This window comes from Micromonospora matsumotoense, assembly GCF_050951065.1.
Taxonomy (GTDB): domain Bacteria; phylum Actinomycetota; class Actinomycetes; order Mycobacteriales; family Micromonosporaceae; genus Micromonospora; species Micromonospora matsumotoensis.
In genome coordinates this window covers 300,914-320,299 of the sequence record NZ_CP192025.1, presented here as the reverse complement: position 1 = coordinate 320,299, position 19,386 = coordinate 300,914, and the positions used below count along the sequence as shown (strand labels likewise).

General features: G+C 69.3%; 16 protein-coding genes, 1 tRNA gene and 5 pseudogenes. 13 read left to right on the top strand and 9 right to left on the bottom strand.

Annotated features, from left to right (window positions below; all coding sequences use genetic code 11):
- Positions 1 to 118 precede the first annotated feature (118 nt).
- The 6 genes from ACQP1S_RS01600 to ACQP1S_RS01575 all read right to left on the bottom strand — a co-directional run bounded on the left by ACQP1S_RS01600 (position 119) and on the right by ACQP1S_RS01575 (position 3,850).
- Entirely contained in the window at positions 119 to 613 is a 495-nt protein-coding gene (locus ACQP1S_RS01600; protein WP_432902271.1) for an IS630 family transposase, read from the bottom strand.
- The gene (locus ACQP1S_RS01595) at positions 592 to 714 is read right to left on the bottom strand and encodes a winged helix-turn-helix domain-containing protein (RefSeq protein ID WP_432907701.1); all 123 of its coding nucleotides are present in this window, start codon (positions 712 to 714) and stop codon (positions 592 to 594) included. The genes ACQP1S_RS01600 and ACQP1S_RS01595 overlap by 22 nt, the downstream gene beginning before the upstream one ends.
- A 235-nt stretch (positions 715 to 949) precedes the next feature.
- Positions 950 to 1,024 (bottom strand) — tRNA-Lys (locus ACQP1S_RS01590).
- Between the two features lie 765 nt (positions 1,025 to 1,789).
- Positions 1,790 to 1,921 (bottom strand): helix-turn-helix domain-containing protein, encoded by a 132-nt coding sequence (locus ACQP1S_RS01585; protein WP_432902269.1) that lies wholly within the window; start codon positions 1,919 to 1,921, stop codon positions 1,790 to 1,792.
- A gap of 19 nt (positions 1,922 to 1,940) precedes the next feature.
- Positions 1,941 to 2,138, bottom strand: a complete 198-nt coding sequence (locus ACQP1S_RS01580) for a transposase family protein (protein ID WP_432902267.1) — start codon at positions 2,136 to 2,138, stop codon at positions 1,941 to 1,943.
- A gap of 167 nt (positions 2,139 to 2,305) precedes the next feature.
- On the bottom strand, positions 2,306 to 3,850 hold the full coding sequence (locus ACQP1S_RS01575) for a helix-turn-helix domain-containing protein (RefSeq protein ID WP_432902265.1): 1,545 nt from the start codon (positions 3,848 to 3,850) through the stop codon (positions 2,306 to 2,308).
- A 130-nt stretch (positions 3,851 to 3,980) separates the two neighbouring features.
- Between ACQP1S_RS01575 and ACQP1S_RS01570 the strand changes: the two genes are divergently transcribed.
- Positions 3,981 to 4,427 (top strand): peptidoglycan-binding domain-containing protein, encoded by a 447-nt coding sequence (locus ACQP1S_RS01570; protein ID WP_432902264.1) that lies wholly within the window; start codon positions 3,981 to 3,983, stop codon positions 4,425 to 4,427.
- 428 nt (positions 4,428 to 4,855) lie between these two features.
- Here the strand turns inward: ACQP1S_RS01570 and ACQP1S_RS01565 are convergent.
- A pseudogene (locus ACQP1S_RS01565) lies at positions 4,856 to 4,990 on the bottom strand (IS701 family transposase); the annotation flags it as partial.
- A 1,003-nt stretch (positions 4,991 to 5,993) separates the two neighbouring features.
- Here ACQP1S_RS01565 and ACQP1S_RS01560 point away from each other — a divergent pair.
- From ACQP1S_RS01560 to ACQP1S_RS01545, 4 genes and pseudogenes are all read left to right on the top strand, one after another.
- Positions 5,994 to 6,518 (top strand): hypothetical protein, encoded by a 525-nt coding sequence (locus ACQP1S_RS01560; protein ID WP_432902262.1) that lies wholly within the window; start codon positions 5,994 to 5,996, stop codon positions 6,516 to 6,518.
- Positions 6,519 to 6,574: 56 nt separating this feature from the next.
- A complete protein-coding gene (locus ACQP1S_RS01555; RefSeq protein ID WP_432902260.1) occupies positions 6,575 to 9,466 on the top strand; it encodes a M48 family metalloprotease in 2,892 nt (963 codons plus the stop codon).
- A gap of 254 nt (positions 9,467 to 9,720) precedes the next feature.
- Positions 9,721 to 9,867 (top strand): annotated as a pseudogene (locus ACQP1S_RS01550) (IS3 family transposase); the annotation flags it as partial.
- Between the two features lie 184 nt (positions 9,868 to 10,051).
- Positions 10,052 to 10,291: a hypothetical protein gene (locus tag ACQP1S_RS01545; RefSeq protein ID WP_432902258.1), complete on the top strand. Its 240-nt coding sequence runs from the start codon at positions 10,052 to 10,054 to the stop codon at positions 10,289 to 10,291.
- On the opposite strand, the gene ACQP1S_RS01540 is transcribed toward ACQP1S_RS01545, so the two are convergent.
- A complete protein-coding gene (locus ACQP1S_RS01540; protein WP_432908515.1) occupies positions 10,288 to 10,599 on the bottom strand; it encodes a hypothetical protein in 312 nt (103 codons plus the stop codon). The two genes, ACQP1S_RS01545 and ACQP1S_RS01540, sit on opposite strands and share 4 nt — an antisense overlap.
- On the opposite strand from ACQP1S_RS01540, the gene ACQP1S_RS01535 reads away from it, so the two are divergent.
- Entirely contained in the window at positions 10,576 to 11,310 is a 735-nt protein-coding gene (locus tag ACQP1S_RS01535; RefSeq protein WP_432907698.1) for a transposase family protein, read from the top strand. The genes ACQP1S_RS01540 and ACQP1S_RS01535 overlap by 24 nt on opposite strands.
- Positions 11,311 to 12,149: 839 nt before the next feature.
- Here ACQP1S_RS01535 and ACQP1S_RS01530 read toward each other — a convergent pair.
- Positions 12,150 to 12,878, bottom strand: a pseudogene (locus ACQP1S_RS01530) (IS110 family transposase); the annotation flags it as partial.
- A gap of 58 nt (positions 12,879 to 12,936) precedes the next feature.
- Between ACQP1S_RS01530 and ACQP1S_RS01525 the strand changes: the two are divergent.
- The 7 genes and pseudogenes from ACQP1S_RS01525 to ACQP1S_RS01495 form a co-directional block, all read left to right on the top strand.
- Positions 12,937 to 13,313 (top strand): annotated as a pseudogene (locus ACQP1S_RS01525) (HAD family hydrolase); the annotation flags it as partial.
- Between the two features lie 253 nt (positions 13,314 to 13,566).
- Positions 13,567 to 13,956 carry a hypothetical protein gene (locus tag ACQP1S_RS01520; RefSeq protein ID WP_432902256.1) on the top strand — a complete coding sequence of 130 codons (390 nt, stop codon included), beginning with the start codon at positions 13,567 to 13,569 and terminating at the stop codon, positions 13,954 to 13,956.
- Positions 13,957 to 14,190: 234 nt separating this feature from the next.
- On the top strand, positions 14,191 to 15,513 hold the full coding sequence (locus tag ACQP1S_RS01515; protein ID WP_432902254.1) for an NAD(P)/FAD-dependent oxidoreductase: 1,323 nt from the start codon (positions 14,191 to 14,193) through the stop codon (positions 15,511 to 15,513).
- Positions 15,514 to 15,536: 23 nt separating this feature from the next.
- The gene (locus ACQP1S_RS01510) at positions 15,537 to 17,090 is read left to right on the top strand and encodes an aminotransferase class I/II-fold pyridoxal phosphate-dependent enzyme (RefSeq protein WP_432902252.1); all 1,554 of its coding nucleotides are present in this window, start codon (positions 15,537 to 15,539) and stop codon (positions 17,088 to 17,090) included.
- Between the two features lie 277 nt (positions 17,091 to 17,367).
- The gene (locus tag ACQP1S_RS01505; RefSeq protein ID WP_432902250.1) at positions 17,368 to 18,195 is read left to right on the top strand and encodes a hypothetical protein; all 828 of its coding nucleotides are present in this window, start codon (positions 17,368 to 17,370) and stop codon (positions 18,193 to 18,195) included.
- Complete coding sequence (locus tag ACQP1S_RS01500; protein WP_432902249.1) at positions 18,192 to 19,061, top strand: hypothetical protein; 870 nt, start codon at positions 18,192 to 18,194, stop codon at positions 19,059 to 19,061. Before ACQP1S_RS01505 ends, ACQP1S_RS01500 begins: the two co-directional genes overlap by 4 nt.
- A gap of 22 nt (positions 19,062 to 19,083) precedes the next feature.
- Positions 19,084 to 19,245: pseudogene (locus ACQP1S_RS01495) on the top strand (SCO5389 family protein); the annotation flags it as partial.
- Between the last annotated feature and the right edge of the window lie 141 nt (positions 19,246 to 19,386).

Sequence of the window (19,386 nt, the reverse complement as noted above, 5' to 3'; positions counted from 1 at the left end):
GAGCTATCTCGGTGGCTCGGGTTCGAGGGTCATGCCGGTGCTGGCGAAGAAGCCGGCGAGGAGATCGGTCTGTTGCTGACACGCGCGTAGCCGACGTTTGACCAGTTGGGCGAGGTGGTCAACACCGCGGGCGGCGGTGTTTGGTCAGGCCGCGTTTCATCCAGCGCCAGACGCCTTCGGTGGGGTTAAGGTCCGGAGCGTAGGCGGGTAACCGGATCACGGTCAGCCACGGCCGAGTGGCGATCAGGGCCTGCACGCGGCGGCTGACGTGGGTGTTCAGGTTGTCCCAGATCAGCACCATCGGTGCCTGCAGACGCTGGTGGGCCTGGTCGACGAAGGCGATGTAGTCGTCCTCGCTGAAGCTACCGCGCTCGCCTGTACGACCACGGTGCAGCCGGGTTCGCCACATCAACCGGCCTCGCTGTCCGGGCTTGAGGCAGACCAGGCCGGCGATCGAGATCCGGCCGGAGCCCTTGCCGGATACCTCGACCACCGGCGTGTGCCCCCGCCGGGCCCACGTCGTGGCCACCGGCGGTCGCATGACCTGGCCTGCCTCGTCCTGGAAGCAGATCCAGGCGCCTTGCGCCGCCGCTAACCTCTTACCGACGGCCACCGCCCGCGATGCCAGCCGGTGATCGCTTCGGGATCGCGTTCGATCGCCCGACGCGTGGGAACCTGCTGGCTGTACCCGATGCGATGCAGCAGATAGGACACCCCGCGCAGCGTGTAGGAGATGCCGAAACGGCGCTCGATCACCAACGACCGAAGCGCTGGCAGTGCAGGCGACTGCTGACCGCTTGACGAGCCGGGCGCGAGGGGATCCCTAGGCCTACTGCCATTCCTGGCTGGGGTGCTCGGCGGATGCTCGCATACTGCGACCCCAAATCCGACAATACCCCCGCAAGGGTCGTCGCCAGGAAGTGACGCATGGCTATTTTCCCAGTTCAGATGGTGGGCCGCCTGGGACTCGAACCCAGAACCTAAGGATTAAAAGTCCTCAGCTCTGCCATTGAGCTAACGGCCCGCTGGGCCACAGATTACCCGAACACGTCCTTCGGGTCGGGTCCACCTGAGGCTCGCCCTCCGCTGCGGTGTGGCTGACCGTGCTGGAGGGGACACAGATGGCCCGGTCCCTGTTGGCATGGTTGCCTACAACAGCTCTTGAGTGGCAGGCTGGACGATCCGTTCAGGCCTCGCTGCCATGCAAGGTTTCGGTGTACGCGGGTTTCCCGTGGTCTCGCTCGCCCTTGACGCGGCGTCGGTGTCGACGCCGCCTGAAAACTAGCAGGCGTCGGCGGTGATCCGACCGGTGGCGACTTCCAGGGCGGCGAACAGGGTGGTCGTGCCGTGTCTCTGGTAGTCGTGGGTACGCCGCTCGGCCTGACCGAAGCGCATGGGTAGCAGTGGGGCCGTGCGGTCGAGGCCTTGATCTGGGACTTCTCGTCGACGCAGACGGCCACGGCCTTGTCCGGGGGGTGGAGGTAGAGCCCGACCACGTCGCGGATCTTGGCTTCCACTGCGGGTCGGTGGAGAACTTGAACGTCTCGGCCCGGTGGGGTTGCAGGCCCCAGTCCCGCCAGATCCAGGCGACCTCGGCGAAGCTGACCGGCGTTCCCGTCCTGGTCAGCTGGTCGGCCAGGGTTTTGGCCGACCAGCGGGTGCTCCCCAGGTGCTGCGGTGGTGGATTCAACGTCGCGCTCATCACGGCGGCCTCGTCGATGACCGGCGGGCGCCCAGGGCGTGGCAGGTCCGCCAAGGTATCGATCCCGCCGGTGACGTACCGGGCCCGTCACCCGATGACGGTCTGACGGGTCGTCCCGACCTGCTGCGCGATCTCCGCGTGGGGCAGCCCTTCCGCCGCCAGCAACACCATCCGCGCCCGCTGTACGTACCCGGTCGGCGCGGTAGACGAACGGGTCAACTCACGAAGACGAGCACCATCACCCGGACGGAGGCCCGAGACCGGGGCCACGGCCGCCGAGAGACCCGCACTGTTCCATACCGGTTTGATGGAAACTCTCCGTCAAACCCGGGGCTTGACAGTCGTGCACCACGCAGCCGCGTTCGGCCAGCAGCGGCCGGATCTCGGCGATGCTGCGGCTGATTGTCGAGCGGTGGACCCCGAACCAGGCGGCCACTATGTCGTGGGTCAACCCGTGGCGTATCCGCGACCACGCACGAGGTAGTTAGGATTGCGATTCCGAAACGCAGGATGGGCGGATAGGCGAGCGATCCTGCGACCATCCGCGTGAGTCCGGCCGCAGCATCAGCTGCGCAACCGCGTTGCGCGCTCTGCCCGGCAGGTCTACCAGTCGTCCACGGCGTACAGTCGGACTATTCCGTCGCGCGCGCCGACGGCCAGAGTAGCGCCGTCGGGTGCATATTCGAGTGAGGTAACCGCGCCGTATCGGCCTTCGAGAGTGTGGACCGGTAGGCCGTTGCTGGCGTCGAAGATCTGTATCCGGCCGTGACCATCGTCCGCGGCGATGCTGTTTCTGATCAGTGGATTGAACGCGGTGACCGCAGGGCGGGCGTCGCTGCGGAGGAAGCGAATGGGCCGGCCGTTGCTGGCGTCCCAGATACCCGGCGGTGCGCCCACTGCGGCGACGGCGAGGGTGTTTCTTGTCAGCGGGTCGAATCGGACTGAGGTGACCCGTCGCGGTATCTGCTCACCGACGCTGATGCGTGCGCCGTCGCTACTGTTCCAGACCTCCAACCCGCCGTCGCCACCGACCGTCAGGTGACCTTCGTTGTGGCAGTCGAAAGTCAGGGCTGTGATGTCGGTAAGTCCGGTGTGTAGTTCGCGGACGAGTTGGCCGGTGCCCGTTTGCAGGATCCGGACAGTTCCGCTCTTGCCGATGGTGGCGACGATCCCTCGCCGCCGCGGATCGAACGCGAAGATCATCCGGTGTTCGATTGTCTGGCCCGTGATGCTGAGTATGGGCTTGCCGGCGGTGGTGTCCCACAGCCGTAGCAGGCCATTCGAGCCAGCGGTCGCGAGGATGTTGCGGTTCAGCGGGTCGAACTGCACGTCAGTGACCTGTTCATCGCCGGTGACGAGGGTGTGGCGCCGCACGACGGTGCGGGTGTCCCAGACCTCCACCACGCCGCCGGCACCAGTAACGGCGAGGTTCCCGGCGGCGAACTTGCCGAACCGGCTGAAGGCCACAAGCGTCACCGCAGCCGGTCTGGCGACACGGATCTGGTTGGTGGTGAAGGTGCTGGTAGGAGAACCTGTCAGCGCGCCGGGCCGCAGAGCGGCCATGCCGAGCAGCACCAGGGTCACGACCGCCCCCGCCAGCAGCACGGGTCGCCGGGCCCGCCGCAGCAGCCCGGCACGGGTACGGGCCCGCTGCCAGATACCTGGCCGGGCGCCACGGGCGGAGCTGTCCTCGTCGCGGTCCTCACTAGGCTCCGGGTCCGTTGCTTGCCCGAGCGGGTTCACCGCAGCGCCGGAATCGGTACGCGTCTGTTGCTGCTTCGTGGTGCCGGCGTCTTCCCGTTCGGCAGCTTCGTTCTGCACTGCAGGTGCTACCGGCGCTGAGGGTCGATGCGGCGACGGAGGCGTGCCTCGGGCGTTGCGGGATGCCGCATCGCGCGCCTGCTCCCAGCGGGCGGTCCACTCGGCCGGATCGCCGCCGCACGCTCGCACGTACGCCTCGACCGTCTCCCACTGCGGTATGTGGTCGCCACCCGCAGCCTCGGCCAATGCAGTCCGGGAGCGGCCGGTCCGCCGGGCCATCTGCAGGTACTTCGGAGACCCGGCGGCGACGCGCAGGGCTCGCAACTGCATCGCAAAGGCGGCGGCGGGCCCGGACGACGGATCAAGCGGACGTTCCGTGCGCGGCATGTTGCCTAGAGTGCCGATAGGTCGTCGCCTCGCGCAATAGACCGTCGTCGCAGGCGACGCCCTCAGAGCGGCATACAAACAGGGGGCATGTCGCGGCAATCCGATCGCGGCAACGTCCCGAGGAGGTCGCATGTCAGTGAAACCCCTGGCCGGTACCGCTGCCGCCCGCAAGGCCCGACTGATCGGCTCCATCGCCGCGATGGCCGTCGTAGTTGCCGGCACGACCGTCTTGGCCGCCACACCGGCGAGCGCCGCGCTGCCCAACTGCAACACGTACTCTCGGCTCGGAGGAGGCGCTCTCAAAGCACTCGTTCCCACCTACAACGGCAACAAGGACTGCGTGATGGGCTCCGGCAACGTCTCGCCCGGCGTATGGGCCCTGCAGCGCACCATGGTCAACTGCTACAGCCAGGACATCGCCGTCGACAGCAATTTCGGGCCCGGCACCCGCTCCGCGCTCATCAGGGTGCAGCAGCGGATCGGGGTCTCGGCCGACGGTGTCTACGGGCCAGCCACCAGATCACGCATGACCTGGTCCCTCGAAGCCGGCGTGCCAAACTGCGAGTCCGTCGGCTGACCAACGGGCCAGCGGCGCCTGCGCTTCCGGATTTCCGCCGAGCGACGTCCCGAGGCCGTCGACGCGACCCGCGCGGTGGACCGGGCCGCGGCGGCTCTTCTCCCGCCGCGACATTCCGCCGTGGGGGAAGAGCTGTGGTGGATGCTCTACGAGACAGCGGCCCGGGGCGCCGAGACTCGCTCCGGTCATCGAGGACCTGGAGCTCGATGTGCGCCGACGCGTGGGGCCCAAGGGCGGCGGCGACATCGAGAACGTCATGTGGGTTCGGGCACCGTGCACCTGCTGCCCCGGCTCGTGCACGGCCTCACCCGCAGCCCGGTGTCCCTGTCGCACCGCCGGGCGGCGACGTCTCAGCATCAAGGGGGCAGCAACCCGAGACGAGACATGCTGCCTCGGCGTTTGTAGTGACTGAGGCGGGCTTGGTGTTATTCCGCCAGCGTCCAGCCGTTCCTACTGTCCAAACCGGCGACCAGCCCGGACGGGTACTGCCGGGCCTGTCGCGGCGGCTCAGACCGAGCGAAACGGTGAGCGAATCGGCCATGCAGCTGGCCCAACTCCGCCAACCAATCCGTTACATCGACGTGCCCATGATCCGCCAAGCAAGCCGATCATCGACACGGTGTGCCTGCTTGCTGCCGTTGCAGGATCGTGACACTCCCTCGGCGACGGGCGAGACAAGGACGTCGTGATCGGCGGCGCGGGTGTGCGCCTCGAAGTGGAAGGCAGGTAGCGAGTGGTTCATCAATATTCCGCAGTCACGTCGATACGGTGAGGGCATGGTGGGGCAGTCGATCCGTACGTTCAGCGCCTATGGGTACCGCCTCGGTGGTCCTCGCGCCTGGAACCTCCATCGGTGCGCCCAGCAGCTCAGTCCCTATCGGCCGGCACTATCGCCCTCGACGAGAGGCTGCCCGTGGAGCAATTAGCAGCAAGGGCTATAGGCGCAAGCGGGAGCTGACACTCAAGGTCCAGCGCGCAGGTGTTGTCGAGCCGGGACCGTCATCAGCGACCTTGCAATCTGGGGAGGGCATGCCGTTCATGATCATCGCCGGCCATGCCTTCGTGTAGAACCTCCGGCGCGGACACTACGAACTCGCCACTGACGTCCCGCCCGCCCTGCGGTAGACGGTCGCGTTCACGGAGTTGGCACGAGGGATCTGATGCCCGGCTGACGCGGCTCGGCGTGTCCACCGATCCGCCAGTGCAACAGCGCCCGGGATCACCGGCGCGACGTCTGCGGAGCCGACTTGCTGCAGGGCCACGACCGGCGCTGCCGAGGAGAGGCGACGAGGGCCGTCGAGTAGTCACCGAGTAGGTGGCGGTATTCCGGAAGCCGATACGGTCGGTTCTTTCTTTGGACGGGTCGACAAGCCGACAGCGACGCCATATATGGCTGGTGTCTGTCGGCATCTACGGTGTGACGGTGCAGAGCAAGAATGTCAGGGTTCCCGGCCGCGTAAGTGTCAGATCGCGGGTGCTGTGGCGAGGGGGTTCCGTCGGGCATGCCGGTGGGACGATGTGGAGGATCGTTCGACGGGACGGTGCGGCGTGAGAGCGCGAGAGTCGATGGATCAGGTGCTCGTCGCCGAGGTGGCGTATGCCATGCTGCAGCGGGCCGCTGTCGTGGAGTCTGCGCGGGTGATGGCGGAGCGGCGGGTGTTCGACGTGCTGCGCGCGGCATTCTTCGCCGATCCACGACGGGCACTGTCCGGCGGGGACAGCGGTGGTGGCCAATTGAAGTTCGGGCTGCCAGGGTTTGAGGAGCTGCTTACTCCGGTGTTCCTCGCCGCCTCAGCCGAAGTGGTGGTGTACCTGACGGAGCGGTGTGCGGTGGCTTCCCGCAGGGGGGTGCGCCGGCTGCTCGGACTGCCGGCCGAGCCGGGAACGCAGCCGGGCGAGCTGCCGGCGGAAGAGGCGGGAACGGTCGCGGGTGATTCGGCGGCGCTGGAGCTGACCGGTGAGCAGTGGGCGCAGGTCCGGGGCATCGTGACGCAGGCGCTGGTGCGGTACGCGAAGATGTCGCCGCAGCGCGCCGACCTGATCGCGGCCGCGGTGGTCGGGGACGGCATCACCGGGCCGCCGCCGCAGTGACCGCCTCCGCCGATGATGACGTGGACTCCCGTCATCGTCGGACTGCCCGGGAGCCGGTGTCAGCGCGTTCGTTGCGGGCCCGGACAGACATCCGCTTCGCCATCCTGATCGCCGCCGTGCTGGCGTCCAGCGTCGTCGCGCTCAGCGTCATCCATGTGGCGTCGCCGCCGTTGGAGCGGTTGCATCGTGAGCGGGTCAACCCGTGTCTGGACGGGATGGACGCCGCCGTGGCGCCCCTCCAGCTTCCCGCCGCCGACAGTATTCGGCTGTACAGCGGGTTGGCCGGTCAATGCATGGAGCCTTTCTTCTCCCAGCAGGCGACCTGGGTGGGTCTCGGACTGCTGACGCAGCTCATCCTGGCCGCGTTGTTGTACGGGTCGCACCCGTGGTGGCTGGCCCGCCGCCGCAGGCTGACCCGGCTGACCGGTGCGGGCAACGCCGACGTCCTCGCGGAACTTGATGGTCTGGCGCGACAGGCCGGCCTGGCCCGGCCGCCGCAGTGGCTGCTGGACCCGTACGCGAGCACGCACGGCGGTCAGGCTTTCGGCCTGCCCCGCCGCCGTCGGGTATGCCTCGACGTCGGGCTCCTGCTGCGTTTCGACACCGACCGGGACGGGTTCCGCGCCGTCATCCGGCACGAGTTGGGCCACCTCCACAATCGGGATGTCGACCGCACCTATTTCACCATCGCGATCTGGTGGTCGTTCGTGGTGATGCTGGTGGCACCGTTCGTCGCCCTGTCGTTGAACCCGGACGTGCTGCGCCGACCGCTGGTCTGGTCGTGGCCAGGTGAGGCCGTCTCGCCGGGAGAACTGCTCTACCGCCTTGTCGCCCTGCTGTTCCTGACCGTGGTGGTGTACCTGACCCGCAATGCCATCCTCCGTGCCCGTGAGGTGCACGCGGACGTGGTCGCCGCTGGCTGGGACGCTCCCGACGGTGCGCTGGCCCGCGTGGTGGAGGCGCTGCCCTGGCCACCGCGGGCAGGTCGGTGGCCAGGGCAGCGACGATGGCGGCACTACGCTGCCCAGCTCGGCACTCATCCTGACCCCAGGTACCGGGTCGCGGCGATGAGCGACCCGGGGCGTCTGGTCCGCACCGGTGGATGGGACCTGGCCGGTCTTGGTCTGGTCACCGGGCTGGCGCTGAACAACGTCAGCATCTTCGTGGGAAACCACTTGGGCGCATACCTCATGATCGGTCTGGTGCTGGTTGCGCTGCCGGTCGGCATGCTGCTGGTCGGCGTGCTGGTCAGCGCCGTTCACCATCAGGTCGACGCGGTGCGTTCCGGGCAACGGCCGTCCCGGCGTGAGACGGTGCTCCTGCCGGTCGCCGGTGCGCTCGGCTTCGCCGCCGCCGGCCCGCTGTCGCTGTTGGCCGCCGACACCGGCATGGCAGGGCTCGACACCGGGCCGGTCGCGTTCGCGATGAACACCGCGCTACTCGTCACCGGCGCATTGATGATCTCAGCGTGGACGCGATCGGTGGACCGGTCGCTCCTGGAGCAGCCGGGCACCGAACGGCACCGCTGCGTGTCGGGCAGCGTGGTCACCGCGACCGCTGTGGCCGTGGGCGCCCCGCTCTTCGCCCTCTGGTACTACCTCGGCTTCGGTGGCCTGTTCACGACGGTTGACAGTGGGGACTGGCCGCTGACCGGCTGGGCGATCGAGTGGTACAGCACCCTCGCGGAGACGATCGGTGGCCTCTTCGCGTACCAGCCTTTTCTGTTGTCCTGGAATACGCCGGTCGCGTCGCTCGGCATGCTCCTGTTGTGGGCCGTACCCGCAGTCCTGCTCGGCTGGCGACAGCGACCCAGCCGACTCGCCGGTTTCCGCCGTGCGGCGACCATCGGCGCGGTCGCCGGGATGACCGCCGTCCTCATCGGGATCGCGCTGCCCTACGCCGCCCGGGCCGCCCTGCCCGTGGAGGTACGACGCATCCCGGATGATCTCGCCGACGAGTTGGGGATCCGGTCCTTCGCGGGCGTGTACTCGTACACCTACATGATCATGGCGGCCCTCCTGCAAGCCGCCGCTGCCGCAGTGGTCGCGGCGACGACTACTCGGCTGCGTCCGGTCCTCGTCCCGCTGGCCGTCACGACCACCGCAGTCCTGGCCACCGCCGGGTACTACACCAGTTGGGCCGTGTCGAACTGCATCAATCTGGTCGAGCGGTCGACCCCAACCTCCTGTAGCCCGAAACTCCTGCTTCCCGACGGGCACATCGACACGAACCTCCATGCCATCCTCGTCTGGGGAGCCATCGTCGCTGTCCCCGCGGCACTGCTCAGCGCCGGGGCGGCAGCACTGTGGCGGCGGCGCGGTCCCGCCCTGCCAGCCGTCCCCGCAGCCGGCCACTGTCCCCGGCGGTGGCCGACCGTCAGCGTGCTCGGCACGCTGGGCGCACTCGTCATCGTCGGCGCCGCGATGGCGGTGCCCGGCAACATTCGCTTCTGGACACCGGACCCGGCTCCGAACACCACGATCCCGCTGCCGGCCGCCGGAGGCGTCCCCCGTACCCGCACGATCGACCCGTGCCTGATCGGGACCTGGCGGGAAGCCTCTCACCGCACCGACACGTCCATCGGAGTGAGCACCGCCCACTTCACCAGCAGCGGCGCCACCCAGACCTTCACCCGCGACGGCGTCGTCACGCTGGACTACGGCACAGGGGTAACCGACACGGCAACCGTCGACGGCCACCTGGTCGAGTTCGTCATCACGGGCAGCATCACCGCCCGCTATCACACCGACAACGGCATCATCCGCTACGACGACGAGAAGGTGACTCACGCTGGCACCGTGACGACGAAAGTCAACGGCTCCACCAGGGAGAGGGAACCACTCGCCGCTGACCTGTCGGACGACCGCTACGCATGCACCAGCGACACCCTGTGGCAGATCTCCGCCGAGACGGGTTCCCAGTACGCCATCGAACTCGACCGCAGGTAGCTGACCGACCGTTTCGGCAGGCGAAGATCACCGATGATGTCGAGCGGTCGGTGCACCCACCGCTGCGACTTGTGACGCCCGGCACTGGGCTCACGCCCGCGTCGAGGACCGCATCTACCGCATCGCTCTGACCCGATCCCGCAGTGACCAACGCACCCGCGACTACCTCGACCGACGCCGTGGCCAAGGCCTCACCCGCCGCGAAAGCACCCGATGCCTCAAGACCGAACTGCTCGACCCGAGGGCATGGTCCGACCCGGGCCGCCGCCCGTGCGGCGATCTTCGAGTGGATCGAGGGGTGGTCCAACACCCGCCGCCGCCATTCCACCCTGGACTATATGAGTCCGGCGGAGTATGAGGCGACGGCCAATTCCCGCAGGCCAGCGAGCAAGGTAGCGTGAGATCAACTTACCGACCCTGTCCGTCAAACCGGGTCAACCCCACTCCAGGTCCTGGACGATGCGCCACTGACGGCGGACCGGGTCTGGCGGCTACCGGCGGGTGTACCCTCGGCGCGACGTGGCTGACCTACCGGTTCGGTGAGCGTCAGCGCGCCCGGGAGCGCTAGGCGGGCATGCTGGTGGGATGAGCCGAACGCTGTCATACGCCAACGCCGTGTGCATCCTGGGCGGGCAGAGTCAACTCCTGACGGTCATAGACCGAGCTACGGGTGGTTTTCTCCTCGCCGCCACGGCTGGCGGCAGCGGTCTCGCGGTGAGCTTGTTCGATGCGAAGTCCGAGGTGTTCAAGACAACTCAGACCCTCGTCGCTGATCTGGCCGACCGGATCAGCGGCCTAAACCGGATCGACGTACGCAACGCCTAACGACCTCGTGCATGGTTGCGAATCCTTGAGTATTGATGATCGTTGTTTGCCTCATGGTGGGTGCTGCGATCATGACGAACCGACGGTTGACGGGCTTGTCCCGCTCCGTGATTGAGGACCTGGTCACCGAGGTAGGGCCGCGGCGGCGGGCACAGCACCATGACCGGCTCGCCGCGCGGACCCGCCGTCGCCGGATCGGAGCAGGCGCCAAGCACCGGTTCGAGTTCGTTGACCGGCTGCTGGCCACCCTGGTCCATCTCCGCCACGGGCTGACCCACGATGTCGTGGCCGCCTGGTTCGGTGCCCACCGCTCGACGATCAGCCGCAGCATCGCCGAGATCCGGCCGCTACCGGCCGAACGCGGCTGCCTGGTACGCGACGGCGTCCGGCTCCGGACCCTCTCCGATGTGGTGGCCTACCTCAGGCACCACCCGCAAGCGTTGATGGACGCCACCGAGGTCCGCGTCCGTCGGCCGATCGCGGGTCGCGCAGGCAGAGACCCGTTCGTGTCCGGCAAGGCCCGACTCAACACCATCAAAGCCCTGGTGATCTGCGACCCGCTCGGGCGGTTGCTGTTCTGCGGCGAGACACGTCCCGGGTCGATGCATGACCTCACTCAGGCCCGCACTGCCGGCCTGGTCGACCTGCTCCTGAACGCACCCTTGGACGTTCAGATCCTCGCCGACGCCGGATACCAGGGCCTCGGCACCGACACCAACGGCACGGTCATCACCCCCAGACCCAAGCCACGCAAACGTCAAACCTCCCTGCCACCGAGCGTCATCGCCGCCCACGAGGCCTCCCGCAAACGGCACTCCTCCCAACGCATCCGGGTCGAGCACGCCATCGGACACCTCAAGAACCGGCGAATCCTCGGCCGCTACCACGGCCGCCGCGAGTCCTTCGACACCAGCCTGCGCGCCATCGCCGGGCTCCTGTCCGGCCACCAACACACCGACCGCACCGAACACCACCCTCGACGAATCCGTGCCCTACCCGCCGCACCCCACAAACGATGAGACGGCACAGATCCTGCTACCGCCAACCACGCACGAGGTCGTTAGGCCGGGCGGCCGAAGGTCACCGCCTCCCGGACGAGCTGGGGCACCCGCTGCGCGAGCTGCGCGTCGGGCCGCGCGCCGAGCGCGTCGTTGACAGTGGAGAAGGCCAGCCGGAACGCGATCAGCGTGGTCGCCTCGAAGATCTCCCCATCGGTCAGACCGGCGTCACGCAGGCGCCGCACGCTGTCCTCGGTAGTGGCGTTCGGGTCCCGGACGACCTGGCGGGACCAGTCGGCCAGCGCGGCCTCCCGCTCGGACAGATCCGCCCTGGTGCCGCGCAGCACCCCGGCGGCGGTTGCCTCGTCGCTCAGCTCGGCGAGCCGGGTGCCCCAGGCCAGCGCGCAGTAAGAGTCGCCCAGGGCGGCGGCGGTTGCGGCGACCAGCACTGCCACCTCCCGCGACGACAGCGTGGACGCGGACAGCAGCTCGGTACGGGTGTTCTGGAACGACATCAGCACGTCCGGTCGCCAGCACCAGACGCGGGTCAGGTTGTTGACGTAGCCGTCGGAGGCGATGTCGTCCTCGTATGCGGCGGTCGCGGCCGCGCTCGGTGGCGGCTCGGCGAGGAAGGAGGCGGCAGGCGTCATGCGGGCAGTGTGCGCCCTCGGGGCGATCCCTGCGGACCGATAGATGACAGTACGATCCGCGCCACTGATCGAGGACAGGGGCGCGTGTGGTCGAGGCGCTCTTCTTCGACGTCGCGGGTCGATTCTCCACGAGTCTCGCGAGTTGCCACCTGGGCGGACTGGCTCGGCGTCCCCCCGGCACACGTTCCCCGCGGTCTTCGACGCGGTGATCGCTTGGGGGGTGCCGGGAACGGTGACGGTCTGTTCGTCGAGGGCGGTCATGATCTGCGCGACGAGCCGTTCACCTATGCGGGGTGCGTACGCTATGGCGATCGAGGTCCGTTTGCGGAGGCCGGCTTTGCGGAGGCCGGCGGGTCCGCCGCAGCGTGACAGCAGTTCCAGTACGGCCTTGTGGTGCGCTTTCGGGCCGAGGACCCGTTCCAGGGCGGGGTGGATCTGGGTGAGTAGTCCCCGGATGCGGTTGGATACGCGGGTGGCTTCGCCGGCGGGGTCGTCGTCGAAGCCGACAAGGACTTCCAGCTCGGCCAGGGTTTCGTCGCCGGTGTCGACCCGCCGCAGCGTGTGCGGCAGGGTGCGAGCGGCATCAGCGATGACGTAGGCGTCACGGGCGTCGGTCTTCGCACTGCCGGGATACAGATCGGCGATCCGCCGCATGGCCAGGCCGGGCAGGTAGGCCACCTGATGACCGCACGCCCGCGCCACCGCGACCGGCAGAGCACCGATCGAGGCCGGCTGGTCGACCACCACCAGGACCCGCCCATGGCGAGCGAGCTTGTCGAACAGCTGCCGCAGTCGGACCTCGGTGTTCGGCAACGGCGCGTCGTGCAGCCACTTGCCGTCCGGGGCCCACCTGACCGCATGATGACCCTCCTTGCCGACGTCCAACCCCAGGAAGACGCCGTATCCGTCGTTCCCCACACCCGCCTCCACGCATCGCATCGTGGCCTCGTCCGCTGGTCCAGGCGTCGGACTGCCGGCAGGACGATCAAAAAGGAAACGGGGGGAGGACTATCAGGAGGTGTTCCGGGGTGTTCCGGCCCGGCTTCGACCTCGGCGTCGAACTCGCGCGCCAGGTCGCCGCCGGGAATCCGGAGTCGTTTGGGCGAGGATGACCTCTACCCGGACGCGCGGGCCTGCCTGGCTACCCTGAAGAAGCAGGGCCTTCGTGTCGGGCTGGCCGGCAACCAGCCGGCCCACGCCGAGGCGACGCTGCGCGCGCTCGCCCTGCCGGTGGACGTGATCGGCACGTCGGCGGTGTAGGGCGTCGCGAAGCCGGTGCCGGAGTTCTTCACTCGCGTGGTCCGCGAGGGCGGCGGCGACGCGTCCACGATCCTGTACGTCGGTGACCGGCCGGACAACGACGCCCGGTCGGCCATGGCCGGCCGGCATGTCCCGCTGCGATTTGCGGGCTCGGGGGATGAGGACCGGCCGCGGGTCGGCCGGCCGTTGACCCACGGCCTGGACGTGCGGCTACCGGTCGCGGCTACCGCCACGAGTGAGCCGCCGCAGATGGGCTCGCAGCGGACCCCCTGCCCTGGACGCCGCTGGATCGGCGGCCGAGTCGGCGGAGCACGAGCTACGAACCGCGACTCGCGACACTGTTGCATCTAGCGATCCGAAGGGCGCTGTGAAGATTGGTCACCCGCAAGTAGGGTCGGTAGCCTGCATCGTCTTTTCAGCCTTGGCCCTGTCCGCCTGCGGAGATCCCGCCCGCACCGAGGTCGACGTGGAAATCCGCCTCAACTCGTGTGACACACAGAAGGCCAGCTGCCGTGCGCTGGGGCTGCCCGAAGCCGAAGTCTCGCTGGTGAATGTCGACGGACAGATCATCGCCTCCGGAAAATCCGACGACGCGGGAAAGTTGGTGCTGGCGACAGGGGGCGCCGGGGGTGAAGCGCGGGTGGTTGCCGTGTCCCCGCTCATCGAAGGTGGCCGCAAAGAGGCCAGTCTCGTTCTTCCCCACGAGGGGGAGACGACGAATATCACCATCATGGCCAACGGATCTCAGGCATCTTAGCCTCAGTCAACCCACTTGCGACGCTGAGCGACGTTCGGGCAGAAGTGGAGTCGCCACCGCATTTTGTCCACTGTGGACGTAGGTTATGCTCTCCGCTCGGGCTGGCCGGGCCGAGTGGGCGCAGGTGACGGACGGAATCGTCGAGGCCACCCGCACACCCGGTTTGACCTGCGGCGACTCGCCGCCTGCGCGGTCGGGTCCCCGCCGCCGTCACCCCCAGAAGGACCGAGGCAGATGTACGACGCAATCGTGATCGGCGCCCGCTGTTCGGGTGCGTCCACCGCACTGCTGCTCGCCCGGCAGGGCCACCGGGTGCTGGTGGTGGACCGCGCCTCGTTCCCCAGCGACGTCATCTCGACACACTTCCTCTGGCCGCACGGGATGTCCTACCTCAACCGGTGGGGGCTGCTCGACAAGGTCCTCGCGGTCACCCCGGCGCACACCACGGTCGAGGTGGTCAACGACGGCATCTCGCTGACCGGCTCGGTGCCGGTCGAGCTGCTGCGGGAGTACTTCCGGGACCTGCACGGCGACGACTCCGGGGTGGTGCAGAGCTACGCCTCGGTGCGCCGTCGGGTGCTCGACCAGATCCTGATCGACGCGGCGGCCGGGGCCGGTGCCGAGGTGCGCACCGGTTTCACCGTCCGGGAGCTGATCGTGGAGGACGGGCAGGTCGTCGGCATCCGGGGGCGCACCGCCGACGGGGAACCGGTCGAGGAACGCGCCCGGATCGTCATCGGCGCCGACGGCCGCAACTCGTTCGTCGCCCGTACCCTCGCGCTGCCGAAGTACGACGAGCGGCCCCGCTGCACGTTCGCGTACTGGAGCTACTGGTCCGGTTTCGATCTGGGCCCGGCGCAACTGCACCGGCGCGGCCGGCTGGCCTGCGCGGTGGTGCCGACCAACTTCGACCAGAACATGGTCCTGGTCTGGGGGCCGAGTGAGTGGTCGCGGGAGTTCCGCGCCGACGTGCCGGGCAACTACCAGCGGGCGTTGGACTTCGTCAGCCCGGAGCTGGGCGAGATGGTACGGGCCAAGGGGACCCGGGAGGAGCGCATCTACGGCACCCTGGACCAGTCGGCCTTCCTCCGCCCGCTGCACGGGCCCGGCTGGGTGCTGGTCGGCGACGCCGAGTCGGCCAAGGACCAGTGCACCGCGATCGGCATGACCCACGCCTTCCGCGACGCGGAACTGGTCAGCGCCGCGCTGGACCGGTGGCTGCGCGGTGCCGTGTCGATCGACGAGGCGATGACCGCGTACGGAGACCGCCGCCGCAGCCAGAATGCCGCCGCCTACCACGACTACGTCTGCACGCTGGCCGAGATGCGACCGTACCGGCACGACGAGTTGCAGTTGTTCGTCGCGTTGCGGGGCAACCAGCAGGAGACCGACCGGTTCATCGCCACGCACGCCGACGTCGCGCCGGTGTCGGAGTTCTTCCAGGCGTCCAATCTCTTCCTGCTCAACGACGCCGCGAAGGAGTCTTCCGCCGACCACGCGGTCTTCGCCGACTTCGCCGAGACGTCCCGCTCCTACCAGCAGAACCTGTTCGCCTGATGACGCCACCGGGAGACGACACCGTGACCATCGACCTGGACCAGCGTGAAGACGGCGAACTGATCGGGATCATCCTGGCGGCGGCCCGGCGTGGGGACTTCGAGACCATGGCGCGTACCGCGTCGGAGGTCTCCGAGATGACCCGGAACTGGGCCACCCACATCCCGTGGGACGACCTCGCCTCCCTCGACGGCGCCGACGACGAGCTGGCCCGGGTCGTCGAGGAGCTGACCGGGATGTGGGAGCCGGCCCACCTGCGCAACCCCGTCGACCCCGACGAGGAGTACGCGCTGGACAAGAACGCGTACGACTTCTACCGGCCCGCCGGGCGCAACCTGCTGACCCGTACCGAGGACTTCTACGACTGGGTGCAGGCCCGCCGCCGCACCGAGACGTGGCAGTACTCCCGGGTGCTGGAGGCGGCGCCGGACAGCGTCGCCCAGATCACCAACGACCTGGGCCGGCGGGCCCGGGGCATCAACTTCAACTCGCAGGACTACCTGTCGTTCAACACCCACCCGGGGATCCGGGAGGCGGCGGCGAAGGCGATGCACGACTACGGGCCGCACAGCGCCGGCTCGCCGATGGTGCTCGGCAACACCCGGATCTCCGACGACCTGGAGGCGGCCCTCGGCGACCTGGTCGGGCTGGAGCACGTGACGCTCTTCCCGACCGGCTGGGCGGCCGGTTTCGGGGCGGTCGTCGGTCTGGTGCGGCAGTCCGACCACATCCTGATCGACCGGCTGGCCCACTCCTGCCTCCAGCAGGGGGCGCGGGCGGCCACCCGGAACGTGGTCCGCTACGAGCACCTCAACGTGGAGGCGGTCCGCCGGCACCTGACCGAGATCCGGGCCACCGACACCCGCAACGGCATCCTGGTGGTCACCGACGGGCTCTTCTCGGTGGACGCAGACTGGCCGGACCTGGTCACCCTGCAACGCGTCTGCCGGGAACACGACGCCACGCTGCTCGTCGACGTGGCGCACGACCTGGGCTCGATGGGGCCGGGCGGCACGGGTGTGCTGGGGATGCAGGGCCTGCTCGGTGAGGTCGACATCGTGATGGGGGCCTTCTCCAAGACGTTCTGCTCCAACGGCGGCTTCGTGGCGTCCCGCTCACCGGCCCTGAAGCAGTACGTGAAGATGTTCGGCGGGTCGCACTTCTTCTCCAACGCGCTGTCGCCGGTGCAGACCGCCGTGGTACGGGAGGCCGCCCGGATCATCCGGTCGGCCGAGGGGGACGCGCTGCGGGCCCGGCTCTTCACCGCGATCCACGCCCTCCGCGACGAGCTGACCGGCCGGGGCCTGACCTGCATGGGTGAGCCGTCCCCGATCGTGCCGCTGCTGATCGGCAACGAGAAGCTGGCGCGGACGGCGAACCGGCTGCTCTTCGACCGGGGGGTGCTGGCGTTCATGGTCGAGTTCCCGGTGACCCCGACCGGCTCGTCCCGGTTCCGGCTCCAGGTGCAGGCCGGGCACCGGCCCGAGGAGGCGCGTGAGGCGGCCCGGATCATCGAGGGCGCCCTCGCCGACTCCCGGGCCTACCTATCCAGCGCCTTCGGCAGCGCGCCCCGCTGACGGGTGCCCTGCCGGTCCGCGCCTGGTCCAGGATGGCGTAGCGTGGCGATCCGGTTGCCGTGCGGAGGTGAGAGGCGTGCCACCACGCAGATCCAGGCGAGCGAAGGGCCAGCGGAAGTCGGCGGAGCCGCAGCCGACACCAGCAGCGCCTCGGGGGCCGCAGCCGACGCCGGCCCCGCCGCAGGAGCCGCCGCCGCAGGCGGCGGCCACGCCGCAGCCTCCGTCGGACGAACAGCCGGATGCCCCGGTTGACCGGTCCACCCGGCGGAAGCTGCTGTTGGCGGCGGGCGGGGCGGCGGCCAGCGCGGTGATCGGCACGGTGATCGGCACGGTCGCCAACCGGATCACCTCCTCGGAGCAGGCGGTACGGGACGACCGTGCGGTCGAGCAGGCCAAACGGACGGACGCTCAGCGCAAGCCGCCGATCGCGGCCAACGCCTACTACTACAACCGTTCCGACGAGGCGGTGGCCTGGGTCCTGCCCGCGCCGTTGACCAGCGGCCAGCGGCAGGAACTCCTCACCAGGTGGCAGCGGACGGCCGACGGCGAGGGGCCGGACAGCCTCCCGGGCGTCGTGCACGGGGTGGTGCGCTTCACCGATGCCCGGCTCACCCGACTGCTCACCCGGATCCGGATCTCCGCGGTCGGCCAGTGGACCGGTCCGGTGTTCGTCAGGCAGATCCGCGCCCGGGTGCTCAAGCGCTCCGCGCCGATGTCCGGCACATTGATCTTCCAGGGCAGCCAGGGCGACGGCGAACCCCTGAGTATCGGTTTCGACCTCGACGAGCCGGAGAGCATCGCCCGCGTGATCAGGCCGAAGGACGAGACGCTCGGCGCGGCCTACGGGGACCACCGCGCGCTGACCCTCTCCCCGGGTGAACCGGTGACCCTCGACGTCCAGGCGTACACCGACCGGTCGTACTGCGAATGGGTCGTCGAACTGGAACTCGATCTCCACGGCGAGAGGCGCATCCAGGTGGTCGACGACCACGGCCGGCCGTTCCGCAGCACCGGCCTGGCCCGCCGTTACCAGGACCGGTACCACGCGCACCTCCTCAACGGCTGGACCGCGGACGGCGCCGGGCCGCCGGTCTGGAAACTGTGAACACCGACCGGCGGCAGACCGCCCTGCTCGTCGTCGTCCTGGTCCTGCCCGCGCTGCTGGCCTTCGGCGTGGTCCGGCTGCTCGGGGCGTCGGACGGTGCGCAACACCGGGCGGAGCGTTCCGAACCGTCGGGTCCGGCCGATCCCGCCCGCCCGGTCGACTCCGGCCCGGCCGTCGACCTGGCCGCCCGGTTCACCGCCCCCCAGGGTGGCACCGAGCTGGCCTTCCAGATCGCCCGCGATCGGGCCGAGGCGGGGCCACCGCCGCAGGTCACGGACTGCCGACGGTTCGCCGAGTGGGCGCAGCGCAGCGGCGGCGTCCCGGTGGCTCCCGAGCCCGCCCACCTCCTGTCGGTGCACGCGCGGCGTGACCTCGACGTCACCGGGGTGTCGGTGGTGGCGGTACCGATCGCCCAGGTCACGCCCACCGAGGAGGACGGCCCCTGGGTGGAGTTGGCCTGTCGCGACGACGCCCCGGCTCCCACCGCCAGGGCATCCGACGAGGGCCAGCCGTCCGGGACAGAGGCGGCGGACGGGGCCCCCGACCGTCCCCATGTCCTCACCACCGGGCAGACCATCGAGTTGCCGGTCACGCTCCAGCCCCCGTCCGACACCGGTGAGGTGCTTCCGCACGGGGTGTCCGACTACCGGCTGCAGGTGCGGATCGAGATCGACGGGGTCGAGGAGCAACACCTGCTCCCCGAGGGCTCCGCATCCTTCCGGTGCTGTGGACGCACCACCTTCATGGGCTTCCAGGCGGCCCGCTACGAGTGGCGGCTCTCCCCCTCCCGCTCGCTGCGACGCTGTGCCGAGCTGCGGTACGTCGAGGAGCCACCGCTGGCGAGGTGCGAGACCGGCCGACGCTGACTCGGCGTCGTACCGGGGTGTGGATGCGGGCCTGACACGCCACTTCGGCGTGAAGCTGGCGTTCCAGAACTGTCACCGGGTCGCCGCGTTCCGTCCGGCGGCGGTCGGCTCGGAGCCATACCGCCGCTTCGTCTCCACCCGGGGTCAACTCCTGAACCAGTCCCCCGAACTGCGGAACTGCTGATCTGTCCCGGTGTGCCGGAGCAGAGGAGGCACCTCCGGTCCGGCACACCGGGCGGCCACCCGGAGGCGACGGCCCGAATGCTGCCGGGCGGCGGGCCGCAGGTGACACCCGCACGCCGCCGGGCGGCCACGCACCGACGAC